17 protein-coding genes and 2 pseudogenes are annotated in these 19,223 nt (G+C 60.5%); 9 read left to right on the plus strand and 10 right to left on the minus strand.

What is annotated here, in order from left to right:
- Positions 1-26: 26 nt before the first annotated feature.
- The 5 genes and pseudogenes from P8R33_RS03140 to P8R33_RS03160 all read right to left on the minus strand — a co-directional run bounded on the left by P8R33_RS03140 (position 27) and on the right by P8R33_RS03160 (position 3,494).
- A complete protein-coding gene (locus P8R33_RS03140; protein ID WP_278327531.1) occupies positions 27-635 on the minus strand; it encodes a cation diffusion facilitator family transporter in 609 nt (202 codons plus the stop codon).
- A gap of 114 nt (positions 636-749) precedes the next feature.
- Positions 750-1,994: pseudogene (locus P8R33_RS03145) on the minus strand (heavy metal translocating P-type ATPase); the annotation flags it as partial.
- Positions 1,988-2,329: pseudogene (locus P8R33_RS03150) on the minus strand (cation efflux transmembrane domain-containing protein); the annotation flags it as partial. The pseudogenes P8R33_RS03145 and P8R33_RS03150, both read right to left, overlap by 7 nt.
- Positions 2,330-2,544: 215 nt before the next feature.
- Positions 2,545-2,988 (minus strand): hypothetical protein, encoded by a 444-nt coding sequence (locus P8R33_RS03155; RefSeq protein WP_278327532.1) that lies wholly within the window; start codon positions 2,986-2,988, stop codon positions 2,545-2,547.
- 11 nt (positions 2,989-2,999) lie between these two features.
- On the minus strand, positions 3,000-3,494 hold the full coding sequence (locus P8R33_RS03160; protein ID WP_278327533.1) for a TolC family protein: 495 nt from the start codon (positions 3,492-3,494) through the stop codon (positions 3,000-3,002).
- A 59-nt stretch (positions 3,495-3,553) separates the two neighbouring features.
- Between P8R33_RS03160 and P8R33_RS03165 the strand changes: the two genes are divergently transcribed.
- From P8R33_RS03165 to P8R33_RS03175, 3 genes are all read left to right on the plus strand, one after another.
- Entirely contained in the window at positions 3,554-4,660 is a 1,107-nt protein-coding gene (locus P8R33_RS03165; protein ID WP_347569029.1) for a UvrD-helicase domain-containing protein, read from the plus strand.
- Positions 4,661-5,106: 446 nt separating this feature from the next.
- Positions 5,107-5,781, plus strand: a complete 675-nt coding sequence (locus P8R33_RS03170; RefSeq protein WP_278327534.1) for a hypothetical protein — start codon at positions 5,107-5,109, stop codon at positions 5,779-5,781.
- A 2-nt stretch (positions 5,782-5,783) separates the two neighbouring features.
- Positions 5,784-6,872, plus strand: a complete 1,089-nt coding sequence (locus P8R33_RS03175; RefSeq protein WP_278327535.1) for a helix-turn-helix domain-containing protein — start codon at positions 5,784-5,786, stop codon at positions 6,870-6,872.
- Positions 6,873-7,090: 218 nt separating this feature from the next.
- Here P8R33_RS03175 and P8R33_RS03180 read toward each other — a convergent pair whose 3' ends face one another.
- From P8R33_RS03180 to P8R33_RS03190, 3 genes are all read right to left on the minus strand, one after another.
- A complete protein-coding gene (locus tag P8R33_RS03180) occupies positions 7,091-8,263 on the minus strand; it encodes a tyrosine-type recombinase/integrase (RefSeq protein ID WP_278327536.1) in 1,173 nt (390 codons plus the stop codon).
- 250 nt (positions 8,264-8,513) lie between these two features.
- Positions 8,514-8,774 carry a hypothetical protein gene (locus P8R33_RS03185; protein ID WP_278327537.1) on the minus strand — a complete coding sequence of 87 codons (261 nt, stop codon included), beginning with the start codon at positions 8,772-8,774 and terminating at the stop codon, positions 8,514-8,516.
- 52 nt (positions 8,775-8,826) lie between these two features.
- A complete protein-coding gene (locus tag P8R33_RS03190) occupies positions 8,827-9,450 on the minus strand; it encodes a TetR/AcrR family transcriptional regulator (RefSeq protein WP_278327538.1) in 624 nt (207 codons plus the stop codon).
- A 123-nt stretch (positions 9,451-9,573) separates the two neighbouring features.
- Here P8R33_RS03190 and P8R33_RS03195 point away from each other — a divergent pair, with 123 nt between their 5' ends.
- Positions 9,574-11,895: a TonB-dependent receptor gene (locus P8R33_RS03195; protein ID WP_278327539.1), complete on the plus strand. Its 2,322-nt coding sequence runs from the start codon at positions 9,574-9,576 to the stop codon at positions 11,893-11,895.
- Positions 11,896-11,943: 48 nt separating this feature from the next.
- Here the strand turns inward: P8R33_RS03195 and P8R33_RS03200 are convergent, their stop codons facing one another.
- Entirely contained in the window at positions 11,944-13,254 is a 1,311-nt protein-coding gene (locus tag P8R33_RS03200; RefSeq protein ID WP_278327540.1) for a sulfotransferase family protein, read from the minus strand.
- A 128-nt stretch (positions 13,255-13,382) separates the two neighbouring features.
- Between P8R33_RS03200 and serS the strand changes: the two genes are divergently transcribed.
- Genes serS through P8R33_RS03220 form a run of 4 tightly spaced genes read left to right on the plus strand, consistent with a single transcriptional unit; the run spans position 13,383 to position 17,339 of the window.
- Positions 13,383-14,663, plus strand: a complete 1,281-nt coding sequence (serS, locus tag P8R33_RS03205) for a serine--tRNA ligase (protein ID WP_278327541.1) — start codon at positions 13,383-13,385, stop codon at positions 14,661-14,663.
- Complete coding sequence (gene surE, locus P8R33_RS03210; protein ID WP_278327542.1) at positions 14,663-15,427, plus strand: 5'/3'-nucleotidase SurE; 765 nt, start codon at positions 14,663-14,665, stop codon at positions 15,425-15,427. Before serS ends, surE begins: the two co-directional genes overlap by 1 nt.
- Positions 15,424-16,203 carry a M23 family metallopeptidase gene (locus tag P8R33_RS03215; RefSeq protein ID WP_278327543.1) on the plus strand — a complete coding sequence of 260 codons (780 nt, stop codon included), beginning with the start codon at positions 15,424-15,426 and terminating at the stop codon, positions 16,201-16,203. The genes surE and P8R33_RS03215 overlap by 4 nt, the downstream gene beginning before the upstream one ends.
- Positions 16,200-17,339, plus strand: a complete 1,140-nt coding sequence (locus P8R33_RS03220; protein ID WP_278327544.1) for a potassium channel family protein — start codon at positions 16,200-16,202, stop codon at positions 17,337-17,339. Before P8R33_RS03215 ends, P8R33_RS03220 begins: the two co-directional genes overlap by 4 nt.
- Here P8R33_RS03220 and P8R33_RS03225 read toward each other — a convergent pair.
- Positions 17,331-17,696, minus strand: a complete 366-nt coding sequence (locus P8R33_RS03225; RefSeq protein WP_278327545.1) for a DUF1761 domain-containing protein — start codon at positions 17,694-17,696, stop codon at positions 17,331-17,333. The two genes, P8R33_RS03220 and P8R33_RS03225, sit on opposite strands and share 9 nt — an antisense overlap.
- A gap of 65 nt (positions 17,697-17,761) precedes the next feature.
- Between P8R33_RS03225 and rimO the strand changes: the two genes are divergently transcribed.
- Positions 17,762-19,135 carry a 30S ribosomal protein S12 methylthiotransferase RimO gene (gene rimO / locus P8R33_RS03230; RefSeq protein WP_278327546.1) on the plus strand — a complete coding sequence of 458 codons (1,374 nt, stop codon included), beginning with the start codon at positions 17,762-17,764 and terminating at the stop codon, positions 19,133-19,135.
- Positions 19,136-19,223: the final 88 nt, after the last annotated feature.

The following is a 19,223-nucleotide window of genomic DNA, read 5'->3' on the forward strand; positions in this document are numbered from 1 at the left end:
TCGTTGAGAAGGTAGAGGCATTGTCCTCATCCGCTCTCTGCCCGAGCATCCTTCGCATCGCGAAGAATCTCCAGTGCTTCCTTGACAACATACAACCCTATCGCTGCGCCGACCACGAGGTCGAAATAGCCGATATTTGTCAGCAGAACAGCAACGCCTGATGCAATGACAGCCGAGTTAGCGACGATATCAGCGCGCGTGAAAATCCACGCTGCACGGATATGAACCTCATCCCTTCGCTGCTTACTCAACAAGCGAAGAACAACAACATTCACGACCAGCGCCACCAGCGCGACGGCGACCATCCAGCTACCTTCGGGACTGGTCCCGGTAATTGCACGTCGGATGACGTCGGCAAGAACTCCAATACCAACGAGCATAAGTAAGCTACCGCTGAGTGTCGCGGCTTTCGCTTTAAAAGCTGCGGATCGCCCAATCGCGGCCAGTGCAATCGCATATGCACTTGCGTCGGTCAGCATATCTAAGCCGTCTGCTATCAAACCTGTAGATTGAGCGATGATGCCCGTCGTAATTTCGACGATGAACATGATGCCGTTCAGGATCAGTGCCACCCATAAGGCACGGCGCTGCTCTTTCGTCTCGACTTCGGTTGGTCCGCATCCACAATCGCTCATGACAATGGGATAGTGGACGGTCGCTAGGCCGTAAACACGTGATTCAACAAGCTTGGTCCCGGTTACACCATATTAGAGCGGAGCCCGCGCTTGTTGTTTTTACTGAAACGAATCTCAAACCTCGCGATATCCGAGTAGTCGGAGCGCGTTGAAGACCACGAGCAGGGTCGATCCTTCGTGCATGATCACAGCCGGACCAATGCCGAGGCCCAATATCGTCGCAGGGACCAGGATAGCGACTACTCCCAAACTCACGTAAACGTTCTGCCGAATGATCGAGCGGGATTTTCGCGAAAGCCCCACCACGAAAGGCAAGTGGCGCAGGTCGTCTGCCATTAGTGCCACATCTGCAGTTTCGAGCGCGACATCAGATCCTGCCGCACCCATGGCTATCCCGACTGTCGCCTTCGCCATTGCGGGCGCATCGTTTACACCGTCGCCCACCATGGCGACTTTCGCCTCGCGGCTGAGCGCATCGATTGTATCAACCTTGTCTTGCGGCATGAGATCGCCACGTGCTTCATCAAGACCCACTTCCTTTCCTATCGCCGCAGCGACATTGGCGTGGTCTCCTGAAATCATCAGCATTCGCTCGATGCCCAGAGCGCGCAGTTCGGCAAGGGCCTCCCTTGCCCCCTCTCGAGCGGTGTCCATCATGCCGATGACACCGAGATCACGTTTCCCGCGTCGCACAACCATCGTAGTGCGACCCTGCTGGCGTAGGGCCGAGATTGCTTCAGCCGATGCATCGGTTAGGGGCGCCGTGCCATCAACCCCGAACATCTCAGCCTTGCCGATCCAGACGGCCTCGTCGCCGAGCCTCGCAGTCACACCTCTACCCGTCAGGCTCTTGAGATCAGACGCTTCGGGAATGTCGGTGTCGCCGAGCCTATCCACTCCATCGCGCACGACGGCCTGAGCGAGGGGATGATCGCTCAATCTCTCCACTGCAACTGCTACGGATAGAAGCTCCGCCTCGTCGGCACCGCCGGTCGGGATTACCTCGGTTATCCGCGGCTCGCCCTCGGTGAGCGTTCCCGTCTTGTCGAAAGCCATCGCTTTGAGGGTCCCAAGGTCTTCGAGCGCTGCACCTCCTTTAATGAGCACACCGCCGCGTGCGGCCCGTGCAACTCCTGAAAGGACAGCACTAGGCGTGGCTATTGCCAAGGCGCAGGGACTGGCTGCCACGAGCACGGCCATCGACCGGTAGAAGCTTTCACCGAAGGATTCGTCTATGACTAGCGGCGCGAACAGCAGCAGCACTGCCAACGCAAGAACGAGCGGCACGAATATGCGCTCGAATTTGTCTGTCATGCGCTGCGTTGGGGAACGCTGTGTCTCGGCTGCTGCCACGAGCTCATGGCCATCATCATGATGCCTCCGGGATCGGATCCTTCCAGAAAGCGCCGGATAGCATCGGCGACCACACCGGCCGCAAACACCATCAGCATGATGCCGGAGAACCGTGCGGCACCGCGCTTCCACTTCCGCGACCTCGTAAGGGCAAGGAGACTGAGAACGTAGACGAACGCATCCGAAGAGTTATCCAGCCCGTTGGCAAGCAGCGCGTTAGAATCGGCAAAATAGCCGACAGCGAAAAAGCCTGTCGCGATCGCTACATTAAGCCAAAGGACGATCCAGAGCGTCTTTCGCTTCTCCGGGGTGTCAGGGTTGATGTTGTCATCACCGCTCATCGGGCGCTCCCTTCAGTTCGTGTTCCGGTCTTGGGATTTCCAACCTCCAGTTCTCCCTCATGCGATGTCGGTTAGCTCGCGCTGTTCTTCGCGCGTCACGTTGCGCCGCAGTCGGTCCCACCACTTCTCGCGCCAACCACGCTCGTCGTCAGATCGATGCAAAACGAGCCGCGCAATCGCTGGCAAGACGAACAAGGTCAGCGCTGTTGCCGTCACTAGGCAGCCGACAGCTCGGTCACTCTGGCACGGGCTGCACTCAGCTGTGATGCAAGCGCTGCTGCATCGGCGCTTTCGATCCGTGCGACCGCCTCACCCTGCTGGACATAGTCGCCAAGCGTTTTGCCGACGCTTCGGACAACGCCCGAAGCTCGCGCATCGATACGGGCGCTGGAGGTTGGACTTGCAGCAACCGTAGCTGGGAATACCAATTCGATTGCAGCGCCCGTCTGCACCGTTGCGAGTTCGATATCGGCAGCTCTAATCTGCTCCTCGTCGAGCAGAACGAGCCCTTCGGGAAGATCAGATTCGCCTCCGGCCTCTGCGGCATGTGCATCGTCATCAGCGTGATCGTCGCTTCCACCTTGCTGCCACAGGAACAGCAGCAGCGCTGCAGTGAGAACAATAATCCCGGCGGCAATCGCCAGATTTCTGCGGTTCATTTGGAGATTCCTCATTGTGCGGCCAGCCTGATGAGTTCGGCGGCCGCCTGTCCCCGGTCTTCCTGCGCGGCGATCAATGCCTCGCGGATGGCATCGCGAGCTTCAGCAGCACTCAACACTTCGATCAGCGGGAAACGACCATTGCGGTAACCGATGCGGACGAGCCTCAAGGCCTCTTCGGCTTGGGGGAGGGATGTTGTCGCCAGGGTTTCAGCTCGGGCTTCCGACGCAAAATATCGGGCCCGGGCACTTGTCACTGCCTGTTCGAAATCAGCTAGGGCCACCCTCTCGCGGGCATTGGCCGCGCGCAGTCTGGCCTCGGCGGCAGCGATATTGCCTTGGTTGCGGTTGATGAAGGGCAAAGGGACCGACACTCCGACAAGGAATGCACTGTCGTTGCTTTCCTCGAAGCGCCGCACACCCGCAGACACTACTGGGTCGGGAATGCGCAGGCTGCGTTCGCGAACTATTTCAGCTTCTGCAGCTCGGCTTTCGGCTTGCGCCATTTCAAACTGCAAATCCAAGCATTCTCGACCTCAATCACCCGGGCGCTGACTACCCGAACATTCGTAATGCCGCTGCCACCTTGTTGGCGTCTGGCCATATCGCAGACATTCTGAAATCGAGCTACTCGCGCCTATTCGTGGACGAGTATCAAGACTGCTCGACGCGCCAACATGTGCTGGCTACCTGGGCCGCACAAGCTTTGCCTACGGCTGTGCTCGGCGATCCCCTACAAGCAATTTTTGGATTTGGTTCGGACGGGTTGGCGGATTGGAACAACGATGTGCTCTCCTACTTTCCCTTGGCGGGCGATCTCGATACTCCTTGGCGTTGGATCAACGCGCAAGCTCAACCCCTCGGGCAGTGGCTACTCAATGTCAGACCGCAGCTTTTACAAGGGCAGCCTGTAGACCTTCAGCAGGCCCCGGTGGGTGTAGATTGGGTGCATCTTGATGGAACTGACGATCACAATCGCTGCCTCCAGGCTGCACGCGTAAATCCACCCGGAAACGTTGGCTCAGTCCTTGTGCTTGGCGATAGCACTAGCCCGCCGAGCCAGCAGCGGATAGCAAACCAAACGCCTGGGGCTGTTACGGTCGAAGCAGTTCATTTGAACGATCTGGTGAATTTCGCCCGTAGCTTCGATCCAAGTTCGGCGAATGCCCTGCAAGCCCTTCTGGACTTCGCAAAAAGCGTCATGCGGAACTCGGGTGCAACAGCGATGATGCAGCGTGTATCGTCGTTGCAAAACGGAACGGCGCACAACCCCGCAACGGACGCAGAACACGCTGCCTTGGCTTTTCTCGCTGCGCCATCCTTTGGCTCTGCAGCAACTGTGCTTGCCGAGATCAACAAGCAACCCGGTGTCTCTGTGCACCGGCCGGCAGTCCTTCGGGCATGTTTGAGGGCGCTGCAAGCATGCGAAAGTGGTGGTGGAAGTCTGCTCGACGCCGCGGTCAAGATGAGGGAGCAAAACCGCTTAATTGGACGTCCTCTCCCTAAGCGAGCAGTCGGAAGCACCCTATTGCTAAAAGGTTTGGAAGCTGAAGCGGCCGTAATTTTGAACGCTTCAGATCTGAACGCTCGACATCTCTATGTTGCACTGACCAGAGGCTCCAAAACGCTCACTATTTGTGCACGGGCACCTGTGCTGACTCCACAGTGGTGAAAGCAAAACTCAAACTACATTGTGCGGCCGCTTTAGGGTAAAGCTCGAAATTCCCTTTATGACTGAATTTGAAAGCCCAAGCTGCCACCCAGCACTACTGAAAGAACGACAGCTTCCGGGAAACCAAAGCGACTGACGGAAGGACCGAGATTGGGGCGCGAAGCTGACAAGCCAAGCATCGATGTCCGAACGTGCCGACCAAGCCAGGTCACTGTGCAAATTGCCTTTCGCGCTGCGCTACAGATTGTGCTCCACGCTCCGATCAGAAGCGGCTATTGAGACAGCGCATCCAAGCTCGACATCTGTTCGAGATCCCATTATCGGACCACCAACAGAAGCCCAACGCTCGCGAGCCGCTAGCGGATGTGCATAAGTTGACTGGCGGGGTAGCGCCTGTTCATTTTTTCTCGCACATATGAGGCGTCAAAAATGAACAGGGTGCCGGTATGACGACGAACATTGTTACCAAGCCGCTCGAAGCGCAATTGAAGCTAGAGCGCATTGGCCTCACAAGCGAACAAGTGTTGGAAATCATCCACGCTATGGCGAGTGCCAAAGCTGATGCGACCGAAAATGATCCTCCGGGCGCTGCAGGTTGGTCAGCGTGGCGGATGGGCATACGTCGTTCTCGCGAAGTCACCATCCACGACAAGCGCTTCCCTGATTGGGAGCGCGATGAGGAAGGCCAGGTCAGCTCGGTGTTGAACCGCAAGCTGGGTGTCCGGCTTCTGGTATCCAATACTGGCGACGGCACAGGTATCGCAGAGCAAGACCGTTTTCCCCAAAACAGGTCGAAGAAAGGAGCAGCAACCGATCGGATTGTGCAGAACAATCAGGGCGTTTTTGACTTCATGGAAGTGGCTCCGAATGTAGTTCATCTCCACGCGCCAGGGGACGCCGAGCAAGGCATCGTGTCTTGGTATGTCTGCGTTTACTGCGAAGGTGATGAACTCCGCGCCGAAGTCTCGTGCCCCATCGGAATTGAAGGTGGTTTCTTCACCGGTTTCAGCGACCGCATTATTGTTCTAGGCGATGACGAGATCGACATTGACCCGATTGAAGGGGAACTTCCTGAAGGTGAGGTCGTCGATATCGACGTCCCAGTTAGTCGGAAAAAGTAGAAATGTCCTTCAGTGCTGCACGCCTCGGCGTCGCCCGACAAAGGCGATTGCTGAACCGAAAAGGATTCGCCGCACTGCTCGGTGTGACGCAGCACACCGTTTCCAGATGGGAGAAAGGCACAACTGAACCGGATGACGAAACAATTGCAGCGATCGCGAATTGCCTCCAATTTCCTGTCGATTTTTTTCGTTCCGTCGATCTTGAAGTGCCGGAAGCAGCGCTGGTCAGTTTCCGAAGTCAGACCTCAATGAAGGCTGCGATTAGAGATGCAGCCTTGTCGGCAGGCGCGATTGGCTTCCTCGTTGCTGATTGGGCTGACGAGGCTTTTTCTCTGCCGAACGTGTCAGTTCCTGACCTCCACCCTCTGGAACCAGAGGCAGCTGCTCGTTCGCTGCGCGAAGATTGGGGGCTCGGTGAACGACCAATTTCCAATATGATTCATCTCTTGGAAGCGCATGGCGTTCGCGTATTTTCGCTTGCTGAAAACTCCGTCCGCGTGAACGCATTTTCGCTTTGGCGAGACGACACACCTTTTATTTTCCTCAATACCGTCAAGAGCGCAGAGAGTAGCCGGTTCGATGCCGCGCATGAATTGGGGCACCTAGTTCTTCATCAAGACGGAAGCACAACAGGTCGGGAGGCCGAGGATCAAGCCAACCGATTTGCATCGGCCTTTCTTATGCCCCGCGCCGACATCCTCGGTCATATTTCGGACGTCTATTCCTTAGATCAGCTCATCCGCCTTAAGCGACGCTGGAAGGTTTCAGTCGCCGCGCTCAACTACAGACTGCACAAAGTTGGCATCACCACTGATTGGCGGAACCGCGACCTTTGCATTCAAATTTCTCGCCTAGGCTACCATAAGGAAGAGCCCGAACCTATTGAACGCGAGCGCTCAATGGTTTGGGAGAAAATCCTCAAGCTGCTCTGGGCGGAGAAGAAGACCTTTCGGGTTATTGCGGAAGATCTCGCATTGCCTGAATCGGAGGTAAGCGCTCTGATCTATGGGGTTGTGAATTCTGGTTCACCTCCACCGTCATCGACATCTGCTCCTACCCTCGTTTCTGACAGAGTGTCGGCTAGGCCTTGACGCCCGTCAACACATACGCATCGACTTTTCTATTGTCGAAATTGGTCTCGAAAACGTGGGTTTTGGGCGCAGATTCACCAGTTTAGCCTCCGAGAAAGGCGCAGAAACGCGTGTGTTTGTGAATACGCATTAATTTCGGGAGGCAGGGGCCGAAGGTTCGAATTCTTTCCTCGCGACCCGTTTGTAACGCCGATCGCTATTTGCGCCGCTAATGTAAGTCACATAGCTAGGCTTGCCAAAGCGTCTTCAGCATCATCTCGCACAAGATGACCATAGTGCTTCTCTATCATCGCTACACTTGTGCCGGACAGCTGCGCTACAGTGAGGATCGGTAAGCGCGCGCGGACTAGGTCCGTAATGACGCTATGGCGTAGGGTGTAGGCGGAAACGGCGTCAGGCAAGTTCGCCTTCCTTACAGCGTTCTTGATCGGGTGTTTCCAAGTATCCTTGTTCCAGGCCTCGCCCGAATGCCGAGCAAACACCGGTGCAGTCGGCAATTTTCCCGTCACTTGAGCAGCGAGAAAATCGACGATGACTTGGGGTAGGGAAATCTGCCGCGGAATGCCGTTCTTGTCCTTACCGATTGTGAGCGTTCGGGTGCGCTTGTCAAAATCTCGCGCGGTCAAGCTTGCGAGCGAGCCGGGACGAAGAGGCAGGAGGCATAGCGCTTTCAGAAACGGCCGCGTTTCCTCGCAGACGGTATCGATCAATCTCTTCCGCTCACCCTTGTCCAAATATAGTTCCCGGCGCTTGTCGGCACCCTTGAAGGGCTTGAGCGCCTCCTGCCAGGCTGCATCGGTATTGGGGGAACCGGGCGTAAGGACACGCCCCAGCGCCGCACGCAATGGCACCATGTCCCGATTGATCGTCGACTTTGCACGCTCCTTCATCCGCCGCTTTTCCGCATTCTTTGTGCGGGTCACCAAGGCAGGGCATTCCTCCAACCTCTTGCGCCAAGCCTTCAGGTGGTGGCGCCGCAACTTCTCTAACTTCACCTTGGCAATAGGATCACTGTAAACATGACGCCGGAAAACGCCCTCGGCGATCGAATTGGGCTTTTCTTTGAGGTAGGAATCGCAGGCATCCTTCACCGTCACCATATCGCGCGCAAGTTCACCTCCGGCTTCAACGGTGGCAGCCCAAGTCTCTGCGTCGGCCTTCGCTTGCCTAAACACATCGTGACCTGACAGCGTGCCGTAATCGCCCAGCCGCTTGCGGCTATTGCGAGTAGTATCAGCGTCATAGAACCTGGCGAACCATGTGCCGCCCACCGTCTTCTTCGACGGCCGATAACCGAGGTAGACGCCTTGACGTAGACGATGCCAATGAGGCTCGTCTCCCGCTTTTGGCTTCAGCTTTTCACGCTCTCCGATGCGGCTCAAATCTGGCATTCGCCATCGCTATCGCAAAATCCATGAAAAAAACATGAAAAAGATAGGTGCACATCAGCGAACACCGACGGGGGCTATACCTTGTTTTTATTGTTCTTTCTGGATTCGAAGAAGCCTAAATTTCCGTAATTCCCACCCTTCACACGGGTGGGGTCGCAAGTTCAATCCTTGCCGCGCCCACCACCGCTCTTCGAAGCAGACATAAAAAAGCCGCCCGGTGAGGCGGCTTTTTCGTTATTAAACGGTGCGCTTATGCAGCCTTCGTCGTCGTGGTCGCCGAAGGTGCGGTAGAAGTGGCGGGCGGTGTCTGCCGATCTTCTGCATCCTTCTTGTCCATGAACTTCTTGGCGACGTAGCCGCCGGCACCCAGCGCAAGCATCGCAGGCAGGCTCACGCGGCGAAGCATTGTGGTTGCCACGACGCCCAGTGCCGCACCCGTCGCGCCACCGACGCCTTTGGTCTGCTTGGCGATCCTGTCGCCTACGAATGCTCCGATTACCTTGCCGATCATATGAATTCTCCTTTGGCCCATCAACGGGCGAAAGGCGCGCGCGTTCCGACGCTCAATCGCTGTCTGGACGTGAAAGACCATCGCGGAGCAGGCTGTTCGCAGCCGCGGCCACGGTGGCCGCATCGGGATCGCCATCTTTCGCCCAGATCGCATAGCGCAGGCCGAGAAACACATTGATCCCCATCACGGCCCAAGCTTCCGGCTCGCCAAGATCTGCGCGCAGGTCTCCCGTTGCGGCACCGGCCGTGAGCCGCTGCTCGATACGATCTGCGATCCGCTCGTAATGTGCGCGATAGCTATCCGGATCGACGAACTCGGCTTCATCGATGATGCGGTAGACTTCCTTATGCTCGGCAGCGAATTCCAGAAAGGCCAGCAAGGCCGCCTGCTCCACGGCGAGCGGGTCCATGTCCGGCTTGATCGCGTCGCGCGCCGCGGCCCCGACTGCCTCGCTCATGTCGCCGACGAGAGCACGGAAGATCGCGTCCTTGCTATCGTAATAGGTATAGAAGGTCCCCAAGGCCACGCCCGCGCGTCGGGTGATCCCGCTGATCGACGCTTCGTGAAAGCCGCTTTCGGCAAATTCCGCCGCAGCGGCATCGAGCAGTTTGCGCAAGGTCCTGCGCCCGCGCTCGGTCCGCGGGACGCGATCGGCCGTATCTGTAAGCTGCTGCATTAACCGCCCCTTCCGCCGACGTTTTATGCGCGAGCGGCATCTACCGCAAGATCGAACTTGAAAGGTGGTTCAGGTTTCAGTATCGAAGGCGTAACGAGAAAACATCTGTGGGAGGATTACAGTATGCGTGGCACCAGGCTTTCGATGTGCGCCCTGCTTGCCGGAGTGGCGACGGCCACATTGATAGCGACGCCTGCCGTCGCTCAGGACATAGACGATGAAGTGACGCTCGATGACGATCAGGGGGCGATCGATAATGTGATCGTCGTCACCGCTCGTCGCCGGGCTGAGCGCATCACCGATGTGCCACTGGCCGTCACTGCGATCTCCGGCAAAGAACTGGAAAAGCGCGGCACACAAGACCTGACCCAGATTGCGCAGGAAGTGCCCAACGTAACGCTGGAAGTCAGCCGCGGCACCAACACCACGCTCAGCGCCTTCGTGCGCGGCGTTGGTCAGCAGGATCCGGTCGCCGGCTTCGAGGCGGGTGTCGGCCTTTATGTGGACGACGTTTATATCAACCGCCCGCAGGCTGCCGTGCTGGACGTATACGATGTGGCCCAGATCGAAGTGCTGCGCGGTCCGCAGGGTACTCTCTACGGTCGCAATACCATCGGCGGCGCGATCAAATATGTGACCGCCCGGCTACCTGACGAAACGCAGGTCAAGGTGCGCGGAACGCTGGGCAATTACGACCAGGCCGACCTGATCGTGTCCGCCTCGACCCCGATCAGCGACACGCTCAAGATCGGCGCAAGTGGTGCACGCCTTTCGCGCGGGGGCTTCGGCGACAACCTCGTCCAGGAAGGGGTCGAGAATTACAACAAGGACGTCTGGGCCGCCCGCGGCACGATCGAGTTCGACAACGGTCCGCTCTTCATCCGCCTGTCCGGCGACTATGTGAAAGACGATTCCGATCCGCGTCAGGGCGCCCGCCTGCTCGTCGGCCAATTCAGCGGCGCACCGATCCTCGACAGCGTCTACGACACGCGGGCCGGCCTCGACGTGATCGAACAGGAGGTCGAAGCCTACGGCGGCGGCCTGACCATCGCCTATGAAGTCGGCGACACGATTACGCTCAAGTCGATCACCGGGTATCGCGAGGACAAGTCGACCACGCCGATCGATTTCGACAGCCTCCCTGCTGCCGACCTCGACGTTCCGGCGATTTACGAGAACGACCAGTTCAGCCAGGAACTGCAACTGCTCTATGAAAGCGAGCGCCTGAACGGCGTGCTCGGCGCCTATTATCTCGATGCCAACGCCTTTACAGCGTTCGACGTGGCGCTGTTCACCACTGGCGCGCTGGTCGGCCTGCCCGGCCTGAACGCGCAAACCCTTGGCGATGTCGGCACCAAGACGTGGTCGATCTTCGGTGATTTCACCTACGATATCACCGACCAGCTGAGCCTGTCGCTCGGAGGACGCTATACGTGGGACAAGCGGACCAGCCGTGTGCTGCGCACGACCTTTATCGGCGGCTATTCGGACCTGTTCCCGCCGTCCGACGCCATCCCCATCGCCGTGACGAGCGACTTCAACGGCAGCGAGACGTTCAAGGAGTTCACCCCGCGCGCCTCGATCGCTTACAAGCCGAGCTACAACCACACGGTGTATTTCACCTACTCCAAGGGCTTCAAGGGCGGCGGTTTCGACCCGCGCGGCCAGACCTCGCTGGCCCCGGATATCGATCAGGACGGCGATGTCGATTACGACGACCAGTTCGAGTTCCTCCGCTTCGCACCGGAGAAAGTCGACAGCTACGAGCTCGGGTGGAAGGCCAATTTGCTCGAAGACCGGCTGTTTCTCGCACTCGCTATCTTCAAGGGCGACTACACCGATATCCAGATCCCGGGCTCGGTTGGCGTCGATACCGATGGCGACGGCGTCAGCGACACCTTCGTCGGGGTGACTTCCAATGCAGGCGATGCCGATGTCAACGGGATCGAATTCGAAGGCAGCGCGCTGGTCGGGCGGGACTTTGCCGGCCCCGGCAGCCGGTTGAACTTCAACTGGGCGGTCGGCTATCTCGATGCCGAGTACAACACCTTCATCGACCCGTTCGGCAACGATGTGGCGGACCAGCGGGTGTTCCAGAACACACCCGACTTCACCGCCAATGCCAGCTTCGACCTCGGCCTGCCGGTCGCCAGCGGCATCGTCGACTTCATCGGTACGGTTTCGATGCGTGGCGATTCCAGCCAGTTCGAACTTCCCGGCCCGCTCGATCAGGATGCCTATACGCTGGTCGATGCGAGCATCGTCTACACGGCCGACAGCGATCGCTGGTCGATCGGCGTCCACGGCAAGAACCTGTTCGACAAGCGGTATATCGTCGCCGGCTACGACTTCGTGACCGGATCGGTGCTGGGGCTGGAGGGCAACCTCACCGGTTTCTACGGCGATCCGCGCCGGGTCTTCGTGACTGGCGAATTCAAGTTCTGAGTATCGCCCGCAATTGAGCGAGAGGGCCGGCTCCGACGCCGGCCCTTTCTATTTCCACACCCGGCGACGCGTTTCGCTCGCCTCGCGATCCGTCGCGACACCGTAGGTCGAGACGTAATCTGCGAAACGCTCGCGCACCTGGCCTTCGCTCAGGCCGAACTCCTCCAGGCTGTAGCGGTGCGGATGCCGCTTGAGCTGGGCGGAACGGTCGAGAAAGCCCTGCATGGGCTCTAGCGCTGGCTCGATATCGAATTCCAGGAAACGGTAGACCCGTTCCATCGTGCCGCGCCAGTCGGTTTCCATGTCGTCGTAATGCACGTCGATCATCCGCTCGCGGGGGATCGCATCGCGGGCGGCGCGCATCCTCGCGATCATCTCCGCCGTTTTATCGAGCCATGTCTGGCCCATGCGGTCGGGGTCGACATGGTCGGAATAGATGATCGTCTGGTTCCACGCGAGCGAGGCGGCGCTGCCGACCACCTGCTTGGGATCGCGGTGGGTGAAGATCAGCCGCGCATCGGGGAAAACCTCCAGCAGCGCCGGCAGGTCCAGCATGTGCTGCGGCGTTTTCAGGATCCACGGCCGCAGGCTACTTTCCTGCTGGCTCCAGCCGATCAGGCGCAGCAGGTCCGCCATGTGGCGATAGGCCGGCACTGCGCTTTCTTGGGCGCACCATGCGGAATAGCTCGGCACCTGCCACTGTGCATCGTGCTTCATGCCCCACATGCTCGCGACCAGCAGGCCGAGCTCTTCCTCCGGCTCGTAGGGGCCCGTTGGGTGGATCGAGAGGGTGCGCGGATTGGCGAGGCGCGCGACCTTCATGATCCGCGCTGCGAGTTTGGGACGGAAGTCTTCCTTCTCGCCCGCCAGCACCTCTTCGAAACCGGGGCGCGGGACCGGGTTGATCGTCTCGAAGCTGCGCATGTGTGCGAAACGCTTGTCGCTCGCGAGCAGGCGATGAAGCCGCGTCGTGCCCGACCGCATCGGCCCGACGATGACTACCGGATTGCGGATCGGGCGAGCGAGAATTTCGGGATGCCGCTTGAACCACATCTGCGCATAGAGGCGGCTTTCCAGCACATACTGGAACTGCTGCATGGCGGAAAAATCGCCCGCCGCATTGAGCCGCGCCTCGCGCTTCACGCTGTCGAGCAGGACCTCGAACGGTTTTTCGAACCACGGATCGCCAAAATCTTCGAGGCCGGTCTTCTCGGCGGCTTGTTCGAGCAGGAAATCCTTCTCCAGCCGCGCACGGGCGACGGCTCCGATCTTCCGCCCTGCGCGGACGACCTTGTCGGCAATGTCGATGAAGCGCGTACGGCGCGGCGGCTCGATTGGCTGGCCTTGCAAGTCTCTCATGCCTTTCAAGCTGTTCCGGTCGTCCCTGAACGTGCGGGGCCTAAAGACGTGCCCGGGAAAGCTCAAGCGATGGCTCTGCTGCCTATCCCTCTGGCCAAGCGCGCAGCGACAAGGCATAGGCCCGCCCCATGCACGATATCGCTTTCATCCGCGCCAATCCCGAGAGTTTCGACGCCGCGATGCGCAGGCGTGGAGCCTATCCGGTGGCCGACCGGATCGTCGCGCTAGACGCCAAGAAGCGCGAAGCTACGACCAAGGTCCAGCAAGCGCAGAGCCGCCGCAACGAAGCCTCCAAGGCGATCGGCCAGGCCATGGGCCAGGGCGACAAGGACAAGGCCGAAGCGCTGAAAGCCGAAGTGGCCGAGATCAAGGCCTCGATGCCCGAATGGGAGGAGGCCGAGCGGGCTGCGGGCGAGGAACTCGACCATTTGCTTGCGACCCTGCCGAATATCCCGGCCGACGATGTACCGGAAGGCGCGGACGAGGACGACAATGTCGAAGTCCACCAGTGGGGCGAGAAGCGCGAATTCGGTTTCGAACCGAAGGAACACGCAGACCTCGGCCCGGCGCTCGGCATGGAGTTCGAGACCGCCGCGAAACTCTCCGGCGCGCGCTTCACCTTCCTGCGCGGCGACATCGCCCGCCTGCACCGCGCCCTCGCGCAATTCATGCTCGACCGCCAGACACGCGAGAACGGCTACACTGAATGCAACCCGCCGGTGCTGGTCAATGACGACGCGATGTACGGCACGGACAAGCTGCCGAAGTTCGCGGAGGACAGTTTCCGCACGACCGACGACCGCTGGCTCGTCCCCACCTCCGAAGTCCCGCTCACCTATTCGGTCGCTGGCGATATCCTGCCCGATCTCGCCGAACCGATGCGCCTCACCGCGCATACGCTATGCTTTCGCTCCGAAGCAGGCTCTGCGGGCCGCGACACGCGCGGGTTCATTCGCCAGCACCAGTTCGAGAAGGTCGAGCTGGTCAGCATCTGCCGTCCGGAAGACAGCGAGGCCGAGCATGAGCGCATGACCAAATGTGCCGAGGGCGTGCTCGAAGCGCTAGGCCTGCCCTATCGCCGCATGCTGCTATGCACTGGGGACATGGGTTTCGGCGCGCGCAAGACCTTCGACCTCGAAGTATGGCTGCCCGGGCAAGGCGCTTGGCGCGAGATTTCCTCCTGCTCCAACACCGGCGATTTCCAGGCGCGGCGGATGAATGCCCGCTATCGCCCCGAAGGCGAGAAAAAGACGCAGTTCGTCCACACGCTCAACGGCTCCGGCCTTGCCGTGGGCCGCACGCTGGTGGCAGTGATGGAAAACTACCAGAACGAGGACGGCAGTGTGAATGTGCCGGAGGCGCTGCACAGCTACATGGGCGGGGTTACCAAGCTGGAGCCTAAGAACTGATGCGCATCCTCCTCACTAATGACGACGGCATTCGTGCCAAGGGCCTCGAGGTGCTGGAGGGCATCGCGCGGCAGTTTAGCGACGACATCTGGATTTGCGCGCCGGACGAGGAGCAGTCCGGCATGGGCCACGCCCTCACCCTCACGCGCCCGGTGCGGCTGCGCCAGCATGACGAGCGCCGCTTTTCGGTCACGGGCACACCGACGGACTCGGTCACTATGGGCCTGCGCAAGGCGATGGACGGCCCGCCCGACGTGATCCTCTCGGGCGTGAACCGGGGCGCCAACCTGGCCGACGACATTACCTATTCCGGCACCGTTTCCGCCGCCATCGAAGGCGCGCTGGCAGGCGTGCGCTCGATTGCGTTGAGCCAGGTCTATTCGAAGGAAAACGCGGGCGACGATGTGCCCTTCGGCGCGGCAGTGGAATGGGGCGCGAAAGTGCTCGCGCCGCTGCTCGACACCCCTCTGCCCAAACGCACGCTGGTCAATGTGAATTTCCCGCCCCTTCCGCCAAGCAAGGTGAAGGGCATCCGCGTCGTGCGGCAGGGTTTCCACGATTATTCGCGCGGCACCGTGGTGGAAGGGCGTGACCCGCGCGGTTTCAAGTATTACTGGTTCGGGCTCGAAGCGATCGAGCACACGCTCGACCATGGGACGGATCTGGAGGCGATCGACGAAGGTTATGTGTCGGTGACACCGCTCCAGCTCGACCTCACGCACCATTCCTCGCTCGGTTCGCTGGCGGAGCGGTACGCAGGATGAAGCGCCTCGCCCTCGCGCTTGCGGCGTTCGTGCTGATGGCAGCGGGCAATCCCGCGACCGAGACCGAGCATACCGTGAAAGAGGGCGAGACGCTGAGCGGCATAGCGGAGCGCGCTGAGGTGCCGGCGACGGTGATCGCGGCGGCCAACGGGCTGGTCGAACCCTACGACGTTCGCGTCGGGCAGGTGCTCTCCATCCCGCGCCAGCGCAGCCACGTGGTAAGGCGCGGCGAAACCGGCTTCGCAATCGCGATCGATTACGGCGTGCCCTTCGACCTGATTGCCGTGGCGAATGGTTTGGAGCCGCCCTACAACATCCGGGTCGGCCAGAAACTGATCATCCCGGCCTTCTCGACCCGCCCGATCCCGCCCGCCCCGGTGCGCGATCGCCCGTTCTTCCGCGCTCCGCATGACGGCGCGGCACTGCTCGGGTTCCAGCGCACCGCCGACGGCAAGGGCCACGAAGGCATCGACTATGCCGTGAAGACCGGCGACATGGTCCGCGCCTCGGCCAGTGGCAAGGTCGTCTACGCGCAGGAAGACAGCGGTCGTTTCGGGCCGCTTGTGGTGCTCGATCACGGTAACGGCTGGCGCACCCGCTACGGCCATCTGGCCCGGGCCACCGTCAAGCTGGGCGACTTCGTGCAGGCGGGCGAGCGCATCGGCATCGCCGGACAGGGCGGCGAGGCAAAGCGGCCCGAATTACATTTCGACATCCTCAAGGACAATACGCCGGTCGATCCCGCCAGGCTGATCGGCAGGCGAGGCACGCGATGAGCCGCAAGGATCGCCAGGTCGACACGGTCGTCCCGCAGAAGGAACCGCAGCGGGTTTTTCGCGGACCCCGGTTCCAGCCGCTGCGGCGCGCGGTCAGGATACCCGTCTGGGGTGATCTTGGCATCCGTCTGGGCCTCGCCCTGTTTCTCATCTTTATCGTGGTTATGATCCACTGGTGGGATCGCGAGGGGCTGGTCGACAATCTCGATGGTGAGGTTAGCTTCCTCGACGTGATCTATTTCACCATGATCTCGATCACCACCACCGGCTTCGGCGATATCGCGCCGATTTCGGACCGGGCGCGGCTGGTCGAGGCCGTCATCGTGACGCCGATCCGCTTTGCCGTGTTCTTCATCTTCGTTGGCACGGCGTATAATTTCATCATCAAGCGCAGCTGGGAGAAATGGCGCATGGCCCGCATCCAGGAACAGCTTTCGGACCACATCGTGGTGCTGGGCTATGGCATCTCCGGCTCCGAAGCAGTCGCCGAACTGATCGAGCGCGATGTCGACCCGAGTTGCATCGTCGTGATCGACCCGAGCGAGGAGCGGCTTGCAGATGCCGAAGCGCTCGGCTGCAATATCATGGCCGCGGACGCTACGCGGGATACCACGCTGAAAGCGGTGCGGATCAACCAGGCGCAGAACGTGCTGGTGTCCGCCGGGCGCGACGACACCACGATCCTCATCACGCTGACCGTGCGCGCGTTGGCACCGACTGTGCCGATCAGCGCCGTAGTGCGCGCCGACGACAATGAATCGCTGGCGCGGCAGGCCGGGGCAAACAACGTCATCAACCCGGTGCGTTTCACCGGGCTGCTGCTCGCCGGCAGCGCCAAGGGCGAGCATATCGCCGATTACCTCGCCGATCTCGCTTCGGTCTCCGGCCGGGTCCAGCTGGTCGAGCGCGAGATCACCGAAGAGGAATGCGGCTGCGCGATTTCGGAACTTCGGACCGGCGGTCGTGGTCTGCGCGTATATCGCAACGGCAAGGCGCTGGGGTTCTGGGAGGACGAGTGCCAGAACCTGCAGCCCGGCGATATCGTGGTCGAGATCGTTCCGACGCCGAATGGGACCACCAAGGGCGACGGGCACGACCACGAAGATCAGGTGCCCTACCCGGTCGGCTCAGACTAGCCAGAAGATTCCGCCCATCGCCAGATACGCGGCCAGCCAGTAGCCCCAGTCGAGCAGCGCTTTGCCGATCGGCTCCTCGCGCCGGGCGGCAGTAATGAATAGGGCCGGCCCGATGAAAGTCAGCGCCAGGCCGCCTGCCATCATGAAATAGAGCCAGGGCTTCGCCGCCAGTGTTGCCTCACCCACCCGCGCGAACATGTGGCCGAGCATGGCCGCGCTCGCGAGCAGCAGCAGAGCGGCAACTGCGTGCAGCAGCAGATTGCCGCGCGGCGTTGCCCGCTTACCGTAGAAGGCCACGCCGAGCACGGCTGCCACCAGCCACGCCAACGCCACTGCAATCCAGTCTACCGGTCCCATGCAAGCCTCCTAGCGCCGCCGGTGCCATTCGTGTAGGGGGCCGCCAAATTCACGGACATCGGTATATGAGCACCTCCACCACCTCGATCCCCGACCAGAAGAAGGTCGGCATGGTTTCTCTCGGCTGCCCCAAGGCGCTGGTCGATAGCGAGCGCATTCTCACGCGGCTGCGCGCCGACGGTTACGCGATGAGCCCCGACTATGCCGGGGCGGATGTGGTGCTGGTGAATACCTGCGGCTTCCTCGACAGTGCCAAGGAAGAAAGCCTGCAGGCGATCGGCGAGGCAATTGCTGAAAACGGCCGCGTGATCGTGACCGGCTGCATGGGCGAGGAAGCGGATGCCATCCGCGCCGCTCATCCCAGCGTGCTCGCAGTGACCGGCGCGCACCAGTACGAGGCCGTGGTCGAAGCCGTCCATGAGCATGCACCGCCAAGCCAGGGGCCGTATATCGACCTCATCCCCCAGCCCGACATCAAGCTGACGCCGCGGCACTACAGCTATCTCAAGATTTCCGAAGGCTGCAACCACTCCTGCGCCTTCTGCATCATCCCGGACCTGCGTGGGAAGCTGGCGAGCCGCCGGATCGATGCGGTGTTGCGCGAAGCGGAGAAGTTGGTCGCGGCGGGAACCAAGGAATTGCTGGTCATCAGCCAGGATACCAGCGCCTTTGGCGTAGACACGCGCCACGAGAGCCGCAGTTGGAAGGGACGCGAAGTACGCGCCCACATGACCGATCTCGCGCGCGAGCTTGGCCAGCTCGATATCGGCGGCGGCATGCTGCCATGGGTGCGGCTGCACTACGTCTATCCCTATCCCCATGTCGACGCAGTCATCCCGCTGATGGCAGAGGGGCTGCTGACACCCTATCTCGACATTCCCTTCCAGCACGCCAGCCCGAAGGTGCTCAAATCCATGAAGCGCCCGGCCAACGAGGCCAAGGTGCTCGAACGGCTGAAAGGCTGGCGCGACGTCTGCCCGGAGATCGCCATCCGCTCCAGTTTCGTGGTCGGCTTCCCGGGCGAGACCGAGGACGATTTCCGCTATCTGCTCGACTGGCTGGAAGAGGCGCAGCTCGACCGCGTCGGCGCGTTCCGCTTCGAACCGGTGGAGGGCGCGCAGGCGAATGCCCTGCCCGACCATGTCCCCGAAGTGATCAAGGAAGAACGCTTCGCCCGGGTCATGGAAGTGACCGAGCGGATCAGCGCTGCGAAGCTCCAGGCCAAGGTGGGTAAGACGATCCCGGTCATCATCGACGAGGTCGGGGCGCCGGACGAGGACGGCGATATCGGGGCTACCGGTCGCAGCCAGGCGGATGCTCCCGAAATCGACGGCGCCGTCTATTTGCGAGATGCGTCGCCAGACCTGGTGCCCGGTGCCATCGTATCGGCCCTGATCGAAGACAGTGACGCGCACGATCTGTTCGGAACGATCGTATAAAATTTCTCGCGCACCGGCGCAGAGTAGACGTTTACCAAATCGGGTAATTGTCGCTCGGAGCCTGCAACCCTTCAGAATCCTGAGCTTC

It is taken from the genome of Qipengyuania flavescens (assembly GCF_029688735.1).
Taxonomy (GTDB): Bacteria; Pseudomonadota; Alphaproteobacteria; order Sphingomonadales; family Sphingomonadaceae; genus Qipengyuania.

Coding starts and splice junctions, on each gene's coding strand:
- P8R33_RS03140 (WP_278327531.1), bottom strand. CDS start 635: ATGAGCGATTGTGGATGCGGACCAACCGAAGTCGAGACGAAAGAGCAG.
- P8R33_RS03155 (WP_278327532.1), bottom strand. CDS start 2,988: ATGAACCGCAGAAATCTGGCGATTGCCGCCGGGATTATTGTTCTCACT.
- P8R33_RS03160 (WP_278327533.1), bottom strand. CDS start 3,494: ATGGCGCAAGCCGAAAGCCGAGCTGCAGAAGCTGAAATAGTTCGCGAA.
- P8R33_RS03170 (WP_278327534.1), top strand. CDS start 5,107: ATGACGACGAACATTGTTACCAAGCCGCTCGAAGCGCAATTGAAGCTA.
- P8R33_RS03175 (WP_278327535.1), top strand. CDS start 5,784: ATGTCCTTCAGTGCTGCACGCCTCGGCGTCGCCCGACAAAGGCGATTG.
- P8R33_RS03180 (WP_278327536.1), bottom strand. CDS start 8,263: ATGCCAGATTTGAGCCGCATCGGAGAGCGTGAAAAGCTGAAGCCAAAA.
- P8R33_RS03185 (WP_278327537.1), bottom strand. CDS start 8,774: ATGATCGGCAAGGTAATCGGAGCATTCGTAGGCGACAGGATCGCCAAG.
- P8R33_RS03190 (WP_278327538.1), bottom strand. CDS start 9,450: ATGCAGCAGCTTACAGATACGGCCGATCGCGTCCCGCGGACCGAGCGC.
- P8R33_RS03195 (WP_278327539.1), top strand. CDS start 9,574: ATGCGTGGCACCAGGCTTTCGATGTGCGCCCTGCTTGCCGGAGTGGCG.
- P8R33_RS03200 (WP_278327540.1), bottom strand. CDS start 13,254: ATGAGAGACTTGCAAGGCCAGCCAATCGAGCCGCCGCGCCGTACGCGC.
- serS (WP_278327541.1), top strand. CDS start 13,383: ATGCACGATATCGCTTTCATCCGCGCCAATCCCGAGAGTTTCGACGCC.
- surE (WP_278327542.1), top strand. CDS start 14,663: ATGCGCATCCTCCTCACTAATGACGACGGCATTCGTGCCAAGGGCCTC.
- P8R33_RS03215 (WP_278327543.1), top strand. CDS start 15,424: ATGAAGCGCCTCGCCCTCGCGCTTGCGGCGTTCGTGCTGATGGCAGCG.
- P8R33_RS03220 (WP_278327544.1), top strand. CDS start 16,200: ATGAGCCGCAAGGATCGCCAGGTCGACACGGTCGTCCCGCAGAAGGAA.
- P8R33_RS03225 (WP_278327545.1), bottom strand. CDS start 17,696: ATGGGACCGGTAGACTGGATTGCAGTGGCGTTGGCGTGGCTGGTGGCA.
- rimO (WP_278327546.1), top strand. CDS start 17,762: ATGAGCACCTCCACCACCTCGATCCCCGACCAGAAGAAGGTCGGCATG.